Genomic DNA, 18,314 nt, shown 5'->3' with positions numbered 1-18,314 from the left:
CAAACCCGCCGACCTCAACCCGCAAACCCCCGCCTTCCATCACGACGGATCATCGCCGGCGCCCGACGAGGCTTGTCAAAATGCACTCCGAGGGCGGCCAGATCGCCGATGCAGGCCGCCGAAAGCCCATCGCCGTGCATCAAGCGGGTTAAAAACATCCGGTTGACAAGATTCGGCTGCGTTGCGTATCCGACATTGTCGGGTATCGGACAACGCTGAACGTGGCTGAATGGCTGAAAGTGGCTGAATGGATTTCGAGGCCTGCTCTGGCTTCACGCACGTTGCGGCCCATCTAATTGCTATACCCGCCCAAGGCGGCCTTCGTCACGAGGCTTCGCCTCGGCCAGTTACCCGACCCGAGCCGCTCGTCAGCTACCCGACCAATCGACTACTATCTGGGTGGAACCCATCCTCCACTGGTGATAAGCGCCATCGGGTCGCACTGATTTTTCAGGCTAGAAAGAGCTTGACCCAAATGCCCGATTAGAGAAGTGGTTTTCCCGTCCGCAAATGCTCATCCTAGTCTGGCAACGAATTCGTCGGCGTGGTCCAGGCCAAGCGGCACAGGCAAGAGGTTTTGTCGGCGCAGGCGAAGACGCTTCGGCTCAAAAAAGATGGCACGCAAATAGCGGATATTAAAAAGTATGCGAGCTGCCACTCGCCGACCATGTCAATTGTGCTCATGGACCGACTGGCGCGGTCGGGGCAGTTGAGCGCAGCCCCCGGATGTCCGCTTGATTACCTTCCAGGGATGTCGCGTGTGCAATTGAGGCGTTTAGGGTAAAGTTCGATGGAAAAGCTGGATCGCCGGAACGTACTGGGATGGTCAGGTTTCGGCGACAGAAAGGGCTTGATTTCACCGATTGCTCTATTTTTCCTAACCGACTGCACGTTCGGAGACCTGTCGGACAGGCCAATCCGCTTCCAGCCAGACGATCGTCTGCTCGCCTTTCTTGAGGCGTTGTAGACCAGAGACTATGCGGAATGTGAGCGGAGCGTCACCCGCCCATGCGGTCGCACGTGCGCGTAAAATGGCGGATGGGTTTCACGGTCATTCGGCAGAGTTCGGCGGCCGGCGTCAACGCCCAAGGTCAACGACGTTGAACCGCTTGCACCCGAGCCGGACTTCCCACGACCTTTACTCCTGCCGGAACATCTCGAGTGACCACGCTGCCAGCGCCCACGACCGCATCATCGCCAATTGTGACACCCGGGAGAATGATTGCTCCACCGCCGATCCAGACACGGCTGCCAATGCGGACAGGTCGCCCGAACTGCAGCCCAGTCTGCCGCTGCTCAGGATCATGCGGATGATCTGCGGTGTAAATCTGCACGGCAGGCCCAATTGCGGTTCCTTGGCCAATCGTCACCTCTACCACGTCAAGGATGACGCAGTTGAAGTTGACGTAGACGTGTGCTCCGAGGCGAATGTTGAAGCCATAATCGCAGTAGAAGGGCGGACGGATGACCGCTCCAGGCCCAACCTCTCCTAGCCGCTCGCACAGCAGCGCATGCCACTGTTCGCCAGTTTGGCCCAATGTGTCATTGTAGCGCTTCAGCCAAGCGCCGGCGGCTAGCAGGTCAGCTTGGATCTCCGGATCCGCCGCATTGTACGGCTCGCCAGCGAGCATTTTCTCTTTTTGACTTTGTATCATGGTTCCTCATCAGATCGTCTCGCCATGGGATGCTGTTGGTGTGTGGCGAGGTTGATTTCTTGCCCTTTGCGCGTCGCTTGGTCTTCCGCGTCAGGCTCTCAGGCATAGGATGCGACGACAAAAGCAAGGTTCCGGCGCGCGACTTTGCGCCATTTCGCAGCGGTCCAAACCTGCCGAGTCGGATCGATTGATGGCGATCACATGTCGCGGATGCGAATGGAGCAAGCTCCTAATATCAAAGGAACCCTTTTTAGCTCAAAATTGCGACCTTGATAGGAGAGCGTGCCATTTTTCACCGCCTTCATATTATGATTCGCTGACTTGCGCATAGTGGCCTGGCGCCGCCTCCGCACCAATCCCGAAGTAACCAAGCTCGGGAGGGCGCCCTAAACCAGTTCGAACAGGCCACCGCTCAATTGGTCCAGCAGATCTCTTCGAACGACGCAGAGGATCGGCCAAGACTTCCCAAACCACTAACGCTTGATTTGCCCGAGCGACGTAAGCGCTCATTTCCCCGCACGTTGACGGCCCCTTGCAACAACTGATCGCTTTCAGACGGACGCGTCGGGTCAGGCTGCGGCGGCTTTGAGGAATTTGAAGGGCAGGAGATCGTCGATAGCTACGTTCTCGGGGCGCTGAGGCAATTCGGTGAGAACGTGGCGCAACCACGCTAACGGCTCGACGCCACAGGCGCGGCAGGTCAGCACCAAGCTGTAGACGATGGCGCTGGCCTTGGCTCCGTCGACGGTATCGCTGAACAACCAACTCTTCCTGCCAATTGCAAAAATCCTGATGTCGCGCTCCAGAAGATTGTTGTCGATCGGCATGCTGCCGTCCCCGGTGTAGCGCGTCAGATAGTCCCACTGGTTCAGTGTAACGGCGTCGCCGAGCTTGCTGTCAGGCAAGACCTTCGGGGCGATTTCATCGAGCCACACCTTGAGAGCATTAAGGATGGGGACACTATGTTGCTGGCGGAAGCGGCGAATGCATTCGGCCTGGGTTTCACCCTTCTCCAGTATTCCGTCCCGCGCCTGCCTTTCAACCCGGTAGAGCTGTTCGAAGAACCGGAGCGCCTGTTCCGGCGGCCCGCCACCCTTCTTTCTCGCTTTGAGTGCGTCGACGAAGCGCCCGCCTGGAATGGGCCATGCATCCAAGATGCGTTGCCCCTTCCAGCGTGCGCCAGGCGGAATAGCCGTCGCTCATCACGATGCCGCGGCAATCGCCGAGGAAGGCCTGCGGGTGTATCTGGCCGCGGCCCGGCTGATAATCGAGCAGCACGATCGGCTCGTCACTGTCCCGCCGCTCCGGTATGCCCACATGTACGAGGTGCTTGCAGCCTCTCGATCCTTTTCCTTCAGCACCTGAACAGTCGTCTCGTCGCCATGGATGAGGGGCTGCGATCTGAGCCGCAGCTTCAGGGCGTCATAGATGCGGGAGAGATGCTTTTCGCTCGAGCCGATCACCCAGTGGCCCAGAGCGCCTCGGCTGACAGGAACACCCGCGCGCTCGAAGGCCTGCGCCAGGCGGTAGAGCGGCGTGCCGTCGACATACTTATGAACGAGCGCGAAGGCCAGCGTCGAGGCCGTAGCGATGCTGCCCGGCAAGGGTTGTGCGGGCAGCCCGAGCTGATGGAACTGACGGCGCGGCTGGGAAGCATGATGCCGTACCGGCAGGCCGCCAGAGTGCTCACCGAATTTCTGCCCATTGAGCCTACCGAGACGCATGCGACCGTGCGCAAGCGCACCATCAGGATCGGTGAACGGCTGGACGAGCAGGTTGCAGAGGAAGAACGGCGCGCAAGGGCGCAAGCTGATGATCGACGCCAGCTCGAAATGGAGCTTCCCGGCGATCGGCGCAAAGAGTTTATCATCAGCATCGACACAGCGCATGTGCGCAGCGCCGATCCCAATGCAGCGCGAAACTTCGAACTCGTTGTAGCCAGATGCGGTCGCGGCGGTCGGGGCGAACCCGGTGGCCGCTATTTCGTGACCAGCAGCACCGACCAAACCGCAATCCGAGATCGAGCGCTCCACGCGCTTCAGCAAGAAGGATATTGCGGCTTTGGCAACGTCACCGTGATCTCGGACGGCGCCGAAATCCTGAAGCGGCTGCCCCCCGCCATGCCTAGGCCGACCGGCCATATCATCGACTGGTTCCACATCGCCATGAAGCTCCAACCAATGCAGCAGATCGCCGACCACATGGTTCGATCTCGCGCGGACGGTGCCAGGCCCCTTCCAACCATCGACAGGGACATCAAAGCCGTGAAGTGGCGCCTGTGGCATGGGCGCGTCGATCGCGCGATCCGCGACCTGGAGCAACTCTTGGAGAGACTGAAAGACTCGCAAAGGGACAGCGAGTTCTCGATCGCACGGCTCATAGCCTCGGCTCGCAGCTCCTGACCTATGTCAGATCGAACCGCGGCGCGATCGTCAACTATGGCAAGCGATACCGAGCTGGGCTTCGTGTCGCCACCAGCCTCGCCGAGTCAGCAGTGAATTCGCTTGTCGGCAAACGCATGGTCAAGAAGCAGCAGATGCGCTGGTCTCTCCACGGTGCGCACATGCTCATGCAGGTCAGGACGGCGGAGATCCATGGCGAACTTCGCGATCGGCTGCGGGCACCGTTCCGACAGCCAGAACCGAACGTGCCTCCATTATTCAAGCCCAAACCGCCCCTTCTGCGCGCCGCCTAACCCCAGAGAAGTTACCGGTCTCGAAAATCAACACCGCGGGGTAGCAGACGGCCGGGCCACAAGCCCATTTTCGAGGTTCGATCGCTGCGACGCGCCGACCTTACCACATTGTCGCAAACCGCCGGGCAATGCACGTACCGGACCGCGCCATCCCTATGATACCATGCTCTATGGCCATTGGCTCGACATCGCGTCCTCGGCACCTGCCGGAAAAGGGGTTTCCAGCCTACGCGTACTTGCCCGGCAGGCAGCCGCATCCCGTCCGCGATCCCGCTGGACATAGCTATCGTGTCGAGCCGATGCCGGTCGCCGCAGATGCGTCGCTTGGCTCAGATCCATTCCTCTGGGGCCTCGACCTCTTCAATCACGGTTATTACTGGGAAGCACATGAGGCTTGGGAAGGACTCTGGCAGGTTGCGGACCGAGGCGGCCCTTCTCGTGTGTTCTTTAAAGCATTGATCCTGTTGTCGGCAGCCGGCGTGAAGATACGTGAGGGCAAAACTGCTGCAGCGGTGCGCCACTCTCAGCGCGCCGCAATGCTGTTTCGACGATTGAACGGCCCGTCGGAACATATTGTCGAAAACGCGCTTGGCCTCCCGCCAGCAATTCTCGCCGACTATGCCGAAGCAGCAACAAGGGTCCCCACTGCGTTGCGGGACGTGCCAATTGGTCGGCCTCAACCGGTGTTTGATTTCGTCCTCGGCCCGTAAGCGGTGTGCCGTTCAGAATTATCTGTCGCTGTCCGGAATTAAGCCGGGCTTCGTAGGTCGTCTCGGTGCTCGTGCTCCCCAGGTTCGGGCGCATTGTTGCTTGATCCACGTGAGGAGGCGCTGCGAGGTGAGGCGTCTCCTCACTTGCCGTTAGAAGGTGCCGTCCGGGAAATCGTCGTGCGAGAGCACGAGTTTGGCGTCGCCGGACATCTTGCCCTTCAGGATGGCTTTTTCGGTGGCGCGCAAGAAGATGGGGAAATGCTTCTGCACCGCAGCGAGCCAGTCGGCCGGCCGGTAGTTGGTCCGATCGATGTCGTCGATCAGATCCCGCGAGATATAGACCGACAGCGCGGTGCCCTTGTAAAGCACCGGCAAGATCAGGCCGTCGGACGGCTGCCGCAGGCTCTTGGAGTCTCTTGCGGAACTTCACGCCGAGGCCCGCGCCGTCCTCGGCTTCGGCAATGAAGGCGATCCCCGCGGCCTCAAGGCTGCTGACCATGGAAATCAGATTGTTGCGCATGGGCTGTCTGACATTGCGCTCGAAATCGGCGATGGTCGCTTGGGCGACCTGCGCATTCTGCGCGAGCTCGTCCTGGCTCCAATCGAGCAGCACGCGGGCGCCTCGGCATTGTGCGGCGGATATCATCATGTAAGTGGCCTCAATAATGTCTGATGTCAGGCAATATGTATGAGGTTGCCTATTTTTCATTAGCCATCTTTCTCCTGCGTCCAAAAGGTTCGCTCACCGCCCCCGAATCTCAGAACGGGCTTCCGAACTGGTTCTCCCATTGCGTCAGTCTCGCGCAGGCCTTCTGAAACGTCCTTTCGTCTTTGACGTATTGCAGCGGGGCTCCGATATCGTCTTCGCGTGCCTTCAAAAACGCAATCGCCTCCGCAGGAGAAAGTCGCGCTTCTGCCAGCTCTCGGATCTTGTCCTGATATTCGGCTTTCTCGGCCGCTGCCACGGCTTCCCTACGGCGCTGATCAACAAAGACCGCCAGAGCCTCCCGCGCGCGGGTCAATCCAGACTCGCTGTCTTCCGCCAGTTCCACGGGCGTCATATCGTTCATGTCCGCGCGGTTGGTGTGCAGAAACGCGCTTCGATCCGCTCCGTCCAACTCCGTTTCCGCATCGACGCATAAACGATCACGCCGCGAGTGACGAAGGCGACTTGCCTCCAGCAGCTGCCGCTGGCGGCGTACTTCGGCCTGTTCTTCCATCCTGGCTTTGCGGCGGGAAATCGCATGGCTGATAGGCAGCCCTGCGCTCCCATAGAAAAGAGGAGCGGTTCCTTCGAGCATCTGCACAATGGTTGCGATTTCGCCGATGATCTTGGGAGCCTCGACCTCCGAGCGCAGTGCCTTGTCATAGGTCAAACCGGATTCCTGGTGGATCGATTGCAGCCACTGGTCGACCGTTGTGCCGGCGCGTTCGTCTTCGGGAAGCTCGCCAAGTATCCACCCTACCCGCTGTACAGTCTCCTGAATCAAAGCGGTTCTTTGGTTTTCGGCCAGGGTCCTCGCGCTCCATGGTTTAGCGAACGCCGGGGCGAGCGCGACACCGAAGCCTTGCGTGATGAGGACCTCCTCACCGAGCAAATATTTCAGATAATTGTCGACTGCCTTCCAAGCTGGGGCGAAGCGAGCATCGATCGTGGTGACGTCGTCTGCCACCTCTCCGAACACACGCAGAAACGCTTTTTCGATCAGCCGGCGTTTTTCCAAATGGTTGACGATCGGTACCGGTTTGCACTGGGCGTTGCCGAGGCAGCGATCATGAAAGACCTCGGCCAGGATGATCGCTTGCCATACCGACGGCGGTTCGGAAAAACAGGCGAAGCCCGGAACGTCGCGGCCGACAAACGTTGCAAGACCGATCGCGTCAAGCTCGACCTGGCGTGGGACAACGAAGTCTCGGCCGACCAGTTTCGCCAAGGCCTTTCTATATGCTGCCGCAGTTTCCTCGACCCGGCTTCGGTGCTTTGCTGTCGCGGCGGCCTCGCGCCTGCCCCGTTCTTGCTGCCATTCGAGTTCATCAGCGTCTTGCTTGGCCCAGGCAGCTTCGATGCCTGGATGATAAAGCCACCGACGCGTTGCGGTTTTCAGCACCGCCTCGTTGATCGCATCCCTTAGCGAGTCACGCGGAAGCTTGGACAGATCGATTTCGACGGCGGGGATGTTATGTTCCCTGAGGCGCTGTATCTTGGCGGCGTCCGCGAAATGGGTGACGGCAACCTCAACGAACAGATCATAGCCGAGCGCGCGCACGTAAAGATCTGGAATGATCTTCTTGGGGTCTGTGTACTCCATGCGAAGGAATTGCGTTTGCACCTCGCGCGTGGGCTTTGTGACCACGCGTTTGTTTTCGAGGCCGGGCCGCCCGGGCAGCACCATCGTTGGACTGCTGCGAAGCGCTTCCTTCGCCAGCAAATGAAGAACCGTCTCAGGACCGCCCCCGCAGGCCTCGCCACCATGGTGAGCGAAATGAGGCACCCGGTGATCCTCCTTCAGCCGGGCCACCAGTTGCCCATCGCATGCAGGGCAGACACATCCGCATGAAAGGCCGCGCACTACCTCACTGATATGCGCCAATGTCCCATCGGGCCGCTTTCCATAGACGAGCTGAGCTCGATCGGAGCCAAACAACTTTCGCACTTCGTTGTGACCACCCTCATCGGCCATAGCCAAAAGTCCGCCCTATGATTTCTTGAGCTACCAACCTAGGCGTTTTCCACCATGACAATCCCGCAGCCGCTCGACAATGACGGGATCGTCCCATTCGGCGTCGCGTTCGACCAGCCGGACCGCATAACTGACCTCGATCGGATCAGGCAGGTTGCTCGCGCTCACATGAAACCGAAGTAACCCAGAGAAGGCCGCATCAGCCGCTATGATCACGGAATCGTCATTCCAAAAGCGAAGAACTTGCGCGCAACTCATTATCGCGCAGCCTGGCCGCAAACTCGCGCGCTTCGACAATTTCAGCAGAAACCATGTTTGAGGCTGCCTCTATTTTCCTGCCTCCATTCTATCTGAGTCCCGCCGATCGGCGAAGATCGGCCAAATAGTGCCGCCGATTGCAGGTTTGTGCATGGTTATCAGTACAATAGGCGTGCCGAACATCGGCCCTCGTCGGCATCGGTGGCCACGATCGCCGGTCTCACCCAAGCAGATGCGGGAGAAGATACTTTACCTGCCGAACCAATAGGCTAAGCAGATTCCATGCAATGGAAGCCCTTTATCCACGGCGCGATCATCTATGATTTGACGCACCTACACCCCTTCAGCTTCGACCTGGTGGTGGAGGCAAGTGGCGGCAAGCCCGCGCGATCCTATCGGTTGAACACAGAGTTTTCGCTGCTTTGTTTTTCGCGGTCCCCGCGTGCGGGCGAGGCCATTTCGACAGATCTCGCTTACAGCGATAGCCGTGAGACACGCATTTTTGACGCCGACCGATACGAGCAGTCGAAGCTGTTGCCGCAGATCGTGCGCTCCCTCGCCGAGCGACCGTGCTTTCACGACACGCATGGCAATTTCTACGTGTTCGAAATCGTCAAAGCCGACGGCACGATCAGCTACTACTCTGTGTTCTTTACGTTGTCGAAAGCGGGGAAAAAGGCCGGCCGGAATCTATTTATCAGCTCAGCCCACATGCGGCCCGACCGGCCCTATGCGCACAGCGTCAAACCGATCCGCTTCCGAATCTTGGTACACAATGTCTGGACGAAAAAGGGCGTGACGCCTGCCCCATGAAAATAGAAAAGGCTCCCGGAGGAGCCTTTTTAATCGGACGCTTCTTGGATATTCCACACTTGGGTGTGAACCGGTTGCCCGGCGAGCCATCGCTAGAAGTCCGTCTTTGCGATACCCATAATATGGCCCAGCAAGGTCAAAATGTCAAGGAACTCCTGGATGCCAACCAGGACACATCAGCGTTGCGGCCCGGGTCTCCCAAATGGCGCTATTTCGCCTGATCTTCAATAGGCCACCATAAATCACAGGTCATTCACCACCTGACGTCGCCGCTCTTCCGCATCTTCGAAAACCTGGTTTTGTTGCAACGGGTGAATAGAGGGTGCAGAGAGGCCTGATGCGAGGTCAATCAGGCGGCGATGATTTCTTATGCGATCGATGCTCGACACCTGGCATGATTTCCCTTTTGGCCGCATCGTAGGATCTGAGTTTGTCGGTGATCATGACGCGCGGCGTGATGCCTTGCCCTTTCAGCAGCTTTCGCATCAGCTTCAAGGCCGCCTTCTTGTTCCGGCGGCTCTGGATCAAGGCATCGAGAACATAGCCATCGGCATCGACGGCCCGCCACAGCCAGAATTTCTTGCCCTTGATAGCAACGACCATTTCGTCGAGATGCCACTTGTCGGCAAAACTACCTCTGGACCGCCGCCGGATGGAGCGGGCATATCCGCGGCCGAACTTGGCAGCCCATTCCGCGACAGTCTGGAACGAGACTTCGATGCCGCGCTCGGCCAGAAGATCTTCCACATGACGCAGGCTCAGTGGAAATCGGAAGTAGAGCCACACCGCATGCGCTATGATCTCGGCAGGAAAACGATGACGCTTGTATCGGAGCGTCATAATATCGGTGGGCGGGTGCGGGCTCATGCCCGTAAAGTCCGCCGAAAATGTTAAGGCGACGCTACCGTTGGGCGAGCTTCGCCAGATCCCGCAGCGTTGATCACCACTTGGTATAGTTGATCACCACTTGGTATAAATGTCGACCATATATCGACTCCATCAGGGGGCTTGATGCCTGTGGATCAGTTCTCTCACCCTCTGTTTGCGGTGCATGTCGGCGCGCGACCAGCGTTCCCGTATGTCCGCGCATTTCAGCTGCGTGTCCCGAAAGAGCGTTTTTGCCACGGAAAGCTGGGCATCGGTTGATCTTTTGCCGGGTCCTCCTCCGAACTGCAGAGCGTCCCTGCACTCTTCAGGACTCGCTGGCAACACATCAGCGAGGTGGCTGGCCAGCTCGCTTCGGCGCTTAGCGACGCAGCTATCCTGAGACGCGCGCGCGGCGATCTCGCCAATTTGTGTGTGAGCCTTCCTGAAAGGAACGCCTCGCGACGCCATTCGTTCGGCGGCGACGGTCGTCATGGCCAAGCCGTCTTGCAGATTTTCCCGCATCGATGTCGCGTTGAAAGACATGAACTTCACGATGAGCGACGTGAGGGTGATCGCCCGTTTCAGGGCATCTTCCGCAAGGCCCAGAGGAGAGCAGCCGTAGTTGCTCACTTCGATCGAGTTGCTGAAAGGCGATTTGCAGGCTGCCGTTGCCGCAGAAACATACGCGCCAATCACGGTGCTTGCCGATCCCTTGATGTGTTCAAGCAGAAACGGGTTCTTCTTTTGAGGCAGCATGGAAGAGCCGCCGGCAAGATTGCGAGGAATTTCGATGAGGGCGAACTCACGCGTCGTCCAAACCTGCAGGTCCTGGGCCACACGACTGAGCAAAATTGACACACCGGCGAAGAGTGAAAGCGCTTGCAACTGATGGTCACGGCTCGCGACCGCATCAAGAGAGTTGAAGGACGACTGTTCGAATCCCAGAAGACGTGCTGTTTTGAAGGGATCTATCGGCATACTGGTGCCCCCTCCGGCACCGGCTCCCATGGGGCCATTCCTGATGTCTTCCAGGAGGCGATGAAGCCGCTGGCGCTCGCGCCCGAGAGCGAAGAAGACCCCGAGCAGATAGTGCCCTGGCGACCCTGGAAGGGCGATTTGATATTGACTGTAAAGTGGAGCTACAAGGCTCGATGCCTGTTCCGCGCGCTGAAGCAGGGCATCTTGTGCAATTCCTATCTCTTGCGAGACAGAGCACGCGGCCTCCCGAAGAGCCAGGAGAGAGATGGTCGCGTTCAAGTCGTTACGGGACCTCCCCAGATGTAGCCAGCCGGCCTTTTCCGAACCTGCTCTGTCGGCAAGTTCGGCCTCATAGGCCAGATAGAGGCCACGCGGAGCATCACGGCCGTCCAAAGATTGAAAGCCCTCGTCCTGGAGGTCCAAAATATGTTTGAGCAGGTCTGCAGCTACTGCTCGGCTGACCAAGGCCTGGTCGGCGAGCATTACCAGATGTGCTTCGTCTATGGCCGCTTGGAATTGCAGAAGGCGACCATCCCGCGAGATTTCGATAGGCGGAGCGAGCAACTTAATCGCATCGGGATGCAGGGTCCACATGCCCTCGCCCGGCCCCGGGTCCTTCTTGTTGTCCGATGCGCTAGCAGTCGAATCGATGTCGATCACAACGGAATCGATCATCCGTTCTGCTGCCGTGACAGCGGCATCGAGTTCATCAGCAACGCCGACAGCGTAGGCTACTCGGTCTCTGAAGTCGCCATTGATCTGTAATTCCTCCCCCTCAGATTTCAGAAGACCGACGTCGGGCACGGTTGGCCCTGGGGTTCGAGAAAAGCCCAGACTTTTGAGCTTCCCGGACTTCTGGGCAAGTCGGAAACGGATGGCGCCCGCCCTTGGGCTCGCTTGTGGAGGTACGAACGCCTCACCCGCGTAAAGCTTGATCACTGTGTCCAGGATTGACGTGCCCAAGGCGTGCGAGAGCATGACTGGAATCATCCCTCCAGCCAGCCTGGGATTGACCTCAATGATGACGGGGCCCGTCTCCGCTATCACGAACTCCACATGAGCCGGTCCGAACTCCAAGCCCAGACTCGATACAGCACCTGCGGCAAAAGAAGTCAGTTCATGCAGAGACGTCTGGAGCACTGGGGCCGGAAAGTCGTGCCCCACCTCGACAAAACTGGGAGGCTGCCCTTTGTGCTTGGCAAGTATTCCAAGGCAATGCAGCGTGCCATCGTATGCAATCATCTCTGCTGAGTATTCCTTACCCTCTATATATTGCTGGACGAGGATCTCGGAGCTGCTCAAATCCACTTGATCGAGCAATACGTCCTTTGCACTTTCGAACGCCTTGACGGCGGCTGCGGCACTGTCGCAAAGCCGCACACCGCTGCTACCGCTTCCGGAGACCGGCTTCACGACAACGGGGAGAATAGCTTTGGTAAGAATGTTTTCGACGTCTCTGACGGAAGTGGCCAGCCAAGTTTCAGGGACTGTGATTGATTGTCGCTGCAACTCGGTCACTTGTTTCCATTTGTTCCGGCACGTACCTATGGCCTCCGGACTCGCCGCAGGTAGCCCGATCGCCTTCGCGGCCCTTGACGCTGCTTCGACAAAATAATCCGACGACGAATATATTCCTGCCAGCCCCGGCAACTTGGCGGCCACCCCGATGAGTTCGTCCGGATTACGCGTTTCAGCTTCGATCACTCGAACGACGGCCCCCTTAAGAAAGGGATAGCGGGCAGGATTACGTGTAGCAAGATAAGGCTCAAACCCCAGGACTCTGGCCCGCTTTATCAATAGCTCGCCAGTACCTGTCGTGTTGCTTTCCACAAAGAGGAAGCTACCTCGGTTCATCAAATTTCTCCAACGTGCTTAGGACGGCTTCTCGGCTTTTCCGCTTCCAACGATATCGATTCCATGGCGGGAGGGCGGTCGAGGGGTGCTCTTCGCTAGAAGGTTCGTCCAGCAGAGCACCTTCATGTAGACATCCGTTCTGCTTGAGCCACTCGTGGTCGTAAACGGCTTCGACATAGCGGTGGCCTTCATCGGGGCATATGACGACTACGGTCTCTCCTGTATACTTTCGAGCGCGCCAACACCCAACAATGTGGCTCGCTCCCGAGGTCGGACCGGCGAAAACGGCGTGCCGCTCGTGGAGGGTTCGCGTTGCAGCAAATGCGAGCGGAGCCGAGATGAGATGCACCTCGTCATATAGTTCATGCTTCACGTTCTTCGGGACAAGACTGTTCCCCAACCCCCGCAGCTTCCGTTCGCCATCCTGTTGGCCAAAGATGACGCTATTGAAGGTGTCCACTCCAATCAGGCGCGCGCCAGGGGCTTTTTGGCGGAGGCGCTCTATCGTTCCGCAAGTAGAGCCGCCTGATCCCACAGACCCAACCAAAGTTACGTCGGCATCAAACATCCCCGATATCTGATCGGCGAAGAGCGTATAGGCTGCGGGGTTGTCCGGTGTTTCGTATTGCCGGGGCCAGAAACAGAAGTCGCCCAACTTTCTTATCCTGGCCTGTAATGCGTCGAGGCGGCTTCGTTGATAGCCACCCTGCTTCGCCTTTTCAGTTACTATGACCACGTCCGCGCCCAGCGATCTCAACCTGTTTTCAAGGCCTTTGTCCATCACTGGGTCTGTAAAAATCTCGAGCTGGAATCCAAATTCCCGGCAGACGACAGCCAATCCCAGCGCGAAGGTTCCGCTCGACGTCTCCAGAACTTTCATGTCATGCGTCAAGGTCCCTCGAGCCAACGCTTGCTCAATAATGTACTTCGCAGGGAGAAGCTTCATGAATGCGAACTGCGCAAGATAAAGATTTGTCTCACACCTAATAATGCTGGGAAGAGCATAGGCATCAGAACAGCTGGAGAATGGCAGGCGTTTGCGAACAGCGTCCATATTGCTTTACCTCACCGGCAGCCAGTCATGGTCAGATATATTTTTGGCGAGGTGTCGAACGGCGACACATGAGTGAGCACAGACCGAAGTTTCCGTGGAAAGTCAGCCGCCATTCGATCGAGCAGGATTCCAATCATCGTACCGCTGTGCGCGACTATGACCCCGAGCGCGCCAGTGTCCTGGGATGCTTTCAGCATCGCGTTCAGCTGCTCCTTTGGAGCCCGCTCCTGATGCAGGCGCGCGCTGGCCGTAGCTATTCTGCCTATCGTGGCCGTGTCACCCTGCGGAATTGCTGTCCGTGCGTGGTCGAGTAAGTGTTGATATTCTGCTCTGTGACTGGCAGAGATTTCACCTCGCCGTTGGTCATAGTCGACGGTTTCGACCGTTCCTCCTTCATCGATACCCACGATTGCAAGCGGCGGCATTTGTCCAAGGAAGGAAAGAAGGCTACATGTTCGCTGCTGGTATGCGACCACTCCTGGGTACATCACCCCGTCGGATGGCTCGATCTCCGCCATTAGCTTCTCGATCAATGATGTCCGGACTCTACGCTTGAAGCAGCAGGCAATTGACCGTGCAGCCGCAACAAGATCCGCAGACGAACTCGCCAGCCCTTTGCCTTCGGGGAGCTCCGATTGCAAAAGGAGGGTTCCTCCAGAGACGCCGAGCGCAATCACGAGATTCTCAGCCAGTCGTTTTGCTTTGACTTTGTGTGACGGATAGACGGTTACAGAACGTGTGCCTGCAATCGGCATGAAGTAAGCTCGCGCAAAGAGCGCGATGGGCATCGTGATCAAGAAGTGAGGGTCATGGGGAACGGAGCCAACCGGTAACTGGCCTTGCAGTAATTCGCCGAATGTGCCGCAACAAAGAGCGCCGCTGGAATGAACCTTTGGCTGCTCCCCGGCCTCGGCGAAAATCTGAGCCGCATCTGCGCTATCGAACGTTTGGTGGCACATGTATGGCCTCCAAACTTCATCGGCGGCCGCCTCGAGAAGTTCTCCAGTCGAGACGCTCGCACCGCGTCCCGGAGGGCCGATAGGATGCATAGAATTTTGGATCGCCATATCACTTCCCCGCTTCGGTGCATCGAAATGTGATTTGCTGGGACGAGACGAGACCTGGATCGCCGGAACCGGGGCTCGCGTTTCGGTGTCGAGCATGGCGCGACGCTTACGGCACTTGACTTTCTTGCCTGCATAATAGTCGCGTAACCCGCTGCCCTAGGCGGGCTTGACGCTCTGCCTGTCGATCACAGCCGCCGAGGCGCTGGCCGCCGATCTACTCGCGATGGTGGTTCGTCCGCGCTCGCACCCGCCAAGGACCAAAGCCGCTGCTGGAGGGAATGACAGCGGCAGCCGCGACGGACGTGGCAAGCTTCAATTGGCAGGACCGCACTCAACAGTGCAGCGTCTGTAATATTGCTGTGGATTGTTCGAGCCAATTTCATGTAGACCTCCTCGGCGAGACTGCGAGACCGCTATGGTTGTAACAGTTGCCTTGCAATCGGCGTGCCACGAGAGGTTGAGCGAGCAAGAGGCGCGAAACCATGTGTTTCGCGCCGTTACGGCGGAATACTTGTGCCTCAGGGTGTCGGGTTCCGAACATGGACGTCTTCACCGGACAGGCTGGCACAGAAGGTGACATCCCGGGAGGTGGGTTGGCTCGACAGCATGGTGGTCGGCGATGTCACGTTGTCTGGATAAGAACGCGATAAGATCTGCGGCGCTGATTTCAGCTGGCCCCAGCCACGGTTTTCCACGCCGCCAGGGCCTGGAGGCGGTGGTGGTGAATTTCGAATGCGGAGCGTTGTGAGCGGGCTGGGACGAAGAGATTTCTGAGTGCTGAGAAGATCGAGACAAAGGGCGATGTCACGGAAACGGGGAGACATTGCGATAGACGCAGGTGGATGAACACCTCGCCGATCAGCTACAAGCGCCATCGTGCCCACCGCAGATCATCGCCCATGCGGTTTGGCTCTACTTTCGGTTTCCGCTGAGCCTGCGCCTTGTCGAAGAAATGCTGCTGGAACGCGGCATTGTCGTCCCCTACGAAACGATCCGCCGTTGGACAAAGAAGTTCGGCCCGGACTACGCCCGTCGCCTCCGACGCAAGCAGCCCAGCCGGGGCGACCTGTGGCATCTGGACGAGGTGGCCATCACCATCGCCGGCAAGAAACACTGGTTGTGGCGGGCCGTCGATCAAGACGGCTATGTGCTTGACGAGATCGTCCAGAACCGGCGCAACACCAAGGCGGCCAAGCGATGGCTGACCAGGCTGCTGACCAAGCAGGGCGTCGTACCAAAGCGGATGATCACCGACAAGTTACGTTCCTACGGGGCCGCTCAGCGGCAGGTCATGCCGAATGTCGAACACCGTTCGCACAAGGGATTGAATAACCGGGCGGAGAATTCGCATGGGCCGCTGCGAAAACGGGAGCGGATGATGCAGGGCTTCCGATCGCCAGGGGCGCTGCAACGCTTCGTCTCGATCTTCTCAGCACTCAGAAATCTCTTCGTCCCAGCCCGCTCACACCGCTCCGCATTCGAAATTCACCACCACCGCCTCCAGGCCCTGGCGGCGTGGAAAACCGTGGCTGAGGTCAGCTGAAATCAGCGCCGCAGGTCTTATCGCGTTCTTATCCAGACAACGTGACATCGCCACACGCTGCGTTTGCGCCTCATCAAGATCGCCGCGCGGGTGTTCGAGATGAAAACCCAGATCCGCCTGCATCTGCCGACATCCTGTCCCGACCCGCGCATCCTGCGTATCGTCCTCGACCGCATTCCGCGGCTCGTGACGTAGCCGACGGGGCGCAACACGTCCCGAAACAAACCCGCCGACCTCAACCCGCACCCCCCCACCTTCCATCACGACGGGTCATCGCCGGCGCCCACGAGGCTTGTCAAGAATGCACTCCGAGGTTGACCAGATCGCTGATGCAGGCCGCCGAAAGCCGATCGCCGTGCATCAAGCGGGCTAGACCAAGCCGGGATTTTTGAGCGTTGACCATTGGCGCGCACGGTCGCCTCGCTCATCGGCCTGCCCTTCCGTTTTGTCTGGTGGATGTCGGAGACGTTAGCCGTTCTTCTCCAGCCACGCTCGTTCTTCTTCGAATGAATCGCCGTCGGACGCTCCCATGCCACACCACCGATATCAAACGTCGCATATTCTTCAATCAAATTCACAGAAACTTTGCAACCGTGCGCCGCCAATAATAGTAGCTTATCCACCAAGGTTTCAGGTCAGGGCAAGCTAATAAGCTGATGCTGATTAAGGCTTGGACCACCGCACAGTACGCAATTCCGGGGAGTCAAGCCAATGGCAAGAGCGTTTATCTTGATTGAAGGCAACTCGGGGGGTAATGGTCTTCGATATGTCCAAGCGGCCAAGCGCCTTGGTCTTCATCCAATTACCCTGTCAAACGATCCGGCTCAGTACGACTATCTTGCGGCGGAACGGAGTGAGGCTATCCATGTCGATACCGACAATGTCGATGCGCTTATTCGCGAATGTTCGCGGCTGCGCGCCGCGTATGGCATTGCGGGGATTAGTGGCTTTGCGCGCGTCGACGAGTCGTGCTATGCAACGGTTGGCAAGCTGTGCCGGCACTTCAACCTACCGGGACCGAATCCCGAATCCGTTGAACAATGTTGCGACAAGTTTACTCAACGTCAGATCCTCGCGGAGGCCGGCGTTCCAATGCCTGCTTTTCGCTTGGCAGCGAACGCGAAAGCCGTTGAATGCGCGGCCGCGGAGATAGGCCTTCCAGTGATTCTTAAGCCAGCCGTAGGCAGCGGCAGCGTCGGCGTCCGATTGTGCCGCAACGTCGATGAACTAGACGAACATACGACCTACCTGTTGGGCGGGAAGCACATATGGCGATCCTCGCCGAGAATACTGGTCGAAGAATTCGCACAAGGTCCGTTCTACTGCGCTAGCACAATGGAAAATTATGTCATTGCGATTGCTGCCGCTGAGCTCTGCCCCCCACCACATTTCGTCTTTCGTGAGTTCACCCATCCGGCCCCGCTTACTGAAGACCAATACAAACGTATCGTCGATGTTTCGATGAGTTGCTTGCAAGCCCTTGGCCTTGGCTGGGGCCCAGCGAACATTGATCTGCTGTGGACGAAGCGTGGTCCAGTCGTCATTGAAGTCAATCCGCGTCTTGCTGGCGCGCCCGATCCTCAACTGATTCAACTGGCTTACGGTGTCGATCTCATTACCGAGCACGTGAAGCTTGTCATCGGGGACAAATGCGATTTGCGCAAAAAGCATTCGCACGCTGCGGCCTCGCGGTCCTTAATTCCTGATCGCGATGGCACCCTCGATCGAATCGAGGGCGGCAGTCAGGCGGCTGCCGTATCAGGCGTCGCTGAGGTCAAATTCTATGTTGAGCCGAAGACTCCGATTGTCAGGAAGGGCGACTATCGAGACTTTCTCGGCCGTATTATTGCTGCTTCACCTAGCCTTGCTCAGACCGAGGCAGTACTTCAGCAAGCGGTCGATTTAATTCATTGGTCAATCACACCTTTTCCGACCTCGGGCGAATAGGAAAAAAATCTGGGTCTCTTCTCTGATTGGGGTAGCGTCGCCTTAACATTTTCGGCGGACTTTTTCGGGCATGAGCCCGCACCCGCCCACCGATATTATGACGCTCCGATACAAGCGTCATCGTTTTCCTGCCGAGATCATAGCGCATGCGGTGTGGCTCTACTTCCGATTTCCACTGAGCCTGCGTCATGT

15 protein-coding genes and 5 pseudogenes are annotated in these 18,314 nt (G+C 58.1%); 8 read left to right on the top strand and 12 right to left on the bottom strand.

Translation table 11 applies throughout. The features are described from left to right. Window positions 1-790: 790 nt before the first annotated feature. Complete coding sequence (locus tag CKW40_RS44215) at window positions 791-967, top strand: hypothetical protein (RefSeq protein ID WP_179298291.1); 177 nt, start codon at window positions 791-793, stop codon at window positions 965-967. A 124-nt stretch (window positions 968-1,091) separates the two neighbouring features. Here CKW40_RS44215 and CKW40_RS40225 read toward each other — a convergent pair whose 3' ends face one another. From CKW40_RS40225 to CKW40_RS45855, 3 genes and pseudogenes are all read right to left on the bottom strand, one after another. Next, on the bottom strand, window positions 1,092-1,655 hold the full coding sequence (locus CKW40_RS40225; RefSeq protein ID WP_095205140.1) for a sugar O-acetyltransferase: 564 nt from the start codon (window positions 1,653-1,655) through the stop codon (window positions 1,092-1,094). A 569-nt stretch (window positions 1,656-2,224) separates the two neighbouring features. Beyond that, window positions 2,225-2,809, bottom strand: a complete 585-nt coding sequence (locus CKW40_RS45860; RefSeq protein WP_369333068.1) for an IS66 family transposase — start codon at window positions 2,807-2,809, stop codon at window positions 2,225-2,227. Further along, a pseudogene (locus tag CKW40_RS45855) lies at window positions 2,694-3,379 on the bottom strand (IS66 family transposase). The gene CKW40_RS45860 and the pseudogene CKW40_RS45855 overlap by 116 nt, the downstream one beginning before the upstream one ends. On the opposite strand from CKW40_RS45855, the gene CKW40_RS44210 reads away from it, so the two are divergent. Next, window positions 3,284-4,057: a hypothetical protein gene (locus tag CKW40_RS44210; RefSeq protein ID WP_179298290.1), complete on the top strand. Its 774-nt coding sequence runs from the start codon at window positions 3,284-3,286 to the stop codon at window positions 4,055-4,057. The pseudogene CKW40_RS45855 and the gene CKW40_RS44210 sit on opposite strands and share 96 nt — an antisense overlap. Before the next feature lie 463 nt (window positions 4,058-4,520). Continuing rightward, complete coding sequence (locus CKW40_RS40205) at window positions 4,521-5,060, top strand: DUF309 domain-containing protein (RefSeq protein WP_095205141.1); 540 nt, start codon at window positions 4,521-4,523, stop codon at window positions 5,058-5,060. Between the two features lie 150 nt (window positions 5,061-5,210). Here CKW40_RS40205 and CKW40_RS40200 read toward each other — a convergent pair whose 3' ends face one another. From CKW40_RS40200 to CKW40_RS40190, 3 genes and pseudogenes are all read right to left on the bottom strand, one after another. Continuing rightward, entirely contained in the window at window positions 5,211-5,435 is a 225-nt protein-coding gene (locus CKW40_RS40200) for a hypothetical protein (RefSeq protein ID WP_143748495.1), read from the bottom strand. 178 nt (window positions 5,436-5,613) lie between these two features. After that, window positions 5,614-5,706, bottom strand: a pseudogene (locus tag CKW40_RS45075) (XRE family transcriptional regulator); the annotation flags it as partial. A gap of 112 nt (window positions 5,707-5,818) precedes the next feature. Then, a complete protein-coding gene (locus CKW40_RS40190) occupies window positions 5,819-7,741 on the bottom strand; it encodes a competence protein CoiA family protein (protein WP_143748494.1) in 1,923 nt (640 codons plus the stop codon). A gap of 540 nt (window positions 7,742-8,281) precedes the next feature. Between CKW40_RS40190 and CKW40_RS40185 the strand changes: the two genes are divergently transcribed. Continuing rightward, window positions 8,282-8,812, top strand: a complete 531-nt coding sequence (locus tag CKW40_RS40185) for a YjaZ family protein (protein ID WP_095205135.1) — start codon at window positions 8,282-8,284, stop codon at window positions 8,810-8,812. Further along, entirely contained in the window at window positions 8,809-9,033 is a 225-nt protein-coding gene (locus CKW40_RS43445; RefSeq protein ID WP_143748493.1) for a hypothetical protein, read from the top strand. Before CKW40_RS40185 ends, CKW40_RS43445 begins: the two co-directional genes overlap by 4 nt. A 145-nt stretch (window positions 9,034-9,178) precedes the next feature. On the opposite strand, the pseudogene CKW40_RS40180 reads toward CKW40_RS43445, so the two are convergent. The 5 genes and pseudogenes from CKW40_RS40180 to CKW40_RS46145 form a co-directional block, all read right to left on the bottom strand. After that, a pseudogene (locus tag CKW40_RS40180) lies at window positions 9,179-9,679 on the bottom strand (IS6 family transposase); the annotation flags it as partial. 132 nt (window positions 9,680-9,811) lie between these two features. After that, on the bottom strand, window positions 9,812-12,511 hold the full coding sequence (locus CKW40_RS40175) for a lyase family protein (protein ID WP_095205134.1): 2,700 nt from the start codon (window positions 12,509-12,511) through the stop codon (window positions 9,812-9,814). Then, a complete protein-coding gene (locus tag CKW40_RS40170) occupies window positions 12,498-13,565 on the bottom strand; it encodes a cysteine synthase family protein (protein ID WP_095205133.1) in 1,068 nt (355 codons plus the stop codon). Before CKW40_RS40170 ends, CKW40_RS40175 begins: the two co-directional genes overlap by 14 nt. Before the next feature lie 11 nt (window positions 13,566-13,576). Continuing rightward, complete coding sequence (locus CKW40_RS40165) at window positions 13,577-14,524, bottom strand: GHMP family kinase ATP-binding protein (protein WP_244571500.1); 948 nt, start codon at window positions 14,522-14,524, stop codon at window positions 13,577-13,579. 775 nt (window positions 14,525-15,299) lie between these two features. Next, window positions 15,300-15,428 (bottom strand): annotated as a pseudogene (locus CKW40_RS46145) (IS6 family transposase); the annotation flags it as partial. Between the two features lie 42 nt (window positions 15,429-15,470). On the opposite strand from CKW40_RS46145, the gene CKW40_RS40155 reads away from it, so the two are divergent. Together CKW40_RS40155 and CKW40_RS40150 are read left to right on the top strand one after the other, a co-directional pair. Continuing rightward, window positions 15,471-16,175: an IS6 family transposase gene (locus CKW40_RS40155; protein WP_439331036.1), complete on the top strand. Its 705-nt coding sequence runs from the start codon at window positions 15,471-15,473 to the stop codon at window positions 16,173-16,175. Between the two features lie 54 nt (window positions 16,176-16,229). Further along, window positions 16,230-16,370: pseudogene (locus tag CKW40_RS40150) on the top strand (transposase); the annotation flags it as partial. A 65-nt stretch (window positions 16,371-16,435) separates the two neighbouring features. Here the strand turns inward: CKW40_RS40150 and CKW40_RS40145 are convergent. Then, entirely contained in the window at window positions 16,436-16,798 is a 363-nt protein-coding gene (locus CKW40_RS40145; RefSeq protein ID WP_143748492.1) for a hypothetical protein, read from the bottom strand. Between the two features lie 88 nt (window positions 16,799-16,886). Here CKW40_RS40145 and CKW40_RS40140 point away from each other — a divergent pair, with 88 nt between their 5' ends. Beyond that, window positions 16,887-18,122 (top strand): ATP-grasp domain-containing protein, encoded by a 1,236-nt coding sequence (locus tag CKW40_RS40140; RefSeq protein ID WP_095205130.1) that lies wholly within the window; start codon window positions 16,887-16,889, stop codon window positions 18,120-18,122. Window positions 18,123-18,314: the final 192 nt, after the last annotated feature.

Origin of the sequence: Mesorhizobium carmichaelinearum (assembly GCF_900199455.1) — a bacterium.
GTDB classification, from domain to species: Bacteria; Pseudomonadota; Alphaproteobacteria; order Rhizobiales; family Rhizobiaceae; genus Mesorhizobium; species Mesorhizobium carmichaelinearum.
The sequence above is the reverse complement of the archived record's forward strand: the minus strand, read 5'-3'. Positions and strand labels throughout refer to the sequence as shown.

Excerpts from the sequence above, each read along its gene's own strand:
- CKW40_RS40165 (WP_244571500.1), bottom strand. The coding sequence starts at position 14,524 with ATGTGCCACCAAACGTTCGATAGCGCAGATGCGGCTCAGATTTTCGCC.
- CKW40_RS40185 (WP_095205135.1), top strand. The coding sequence starts at position 8,282 with ATGCAATGGAAGCCCTTTATCCACGGCGCGATCATCTATGATTTGACG.
- CKW40_RS40140 (WP_095205130.1), top strand. The coding sequence starts at position 16,887 with ATGGCAAGAGCGTTTATCTTGATTGAAGGCAACTCGGGGGGTAATGGT.
- CKW40_RS43445 (WP_143748493.1), top strand. The coding sequence starts at position 8,809 with ATGAAAATAGAAAAGGCTCCCGGAGGAGCCTTTTTAATCGGACGCTTC.
- CKW40_RS40170 (WP_095205133.1), bottom strand. The coding sequence starts at position 13,565 with ATGGACGCTGTTCGCAAACGCCTGCCATTCTCCAGCTGTTCTGATGCC.
- CKW40_RS40190 (WP_143748494.1), bottom strand. The coding sequence starts at position 7,741 with ATGGCCGATGAGGGTGGTCACAACGAAGTGCGAAAGTTGTTTGGCTCC.
- CKW40_RS44210 (WP_179298290.1), top strand. The coding sequence starts at position 3,284 with ATGGAACTGACGGCGCGGCTGGGAAGCATGATGCCGTACCGGCAGGCC.
- CKW40_RS44215 (WP_179298291.1), top strand. The coding sequence starts at position 791 with ATGGAAAAGCTGGATCGCCGGAACGTACTGGGATGGTCAGGTTTCGGC.
- CKW40_RS40205 (WP_095205141.1), top strand. The coding sequence starts at position 4,521 with ATGGCCATTGGCTCGACATCGCGTCCTCGGCACCTGCCGGAAAAGGGG.
- CKW40_RS40225 (WP_095205140.1), bottom strand. The coding sequence starts at position 1,655 with ATGATACAAAGTCAAAAAGAGAAAATGCTCGCTGGCGAGCCGTACAAT.
- CKW40_RS40175 (WP_095205134.1), bottom strand. The coding sequence starts at position 12,511 with ATGAACCGAGGTAGCTTCCTCTTTGTGGAAAGCAACACGACAGGTACT.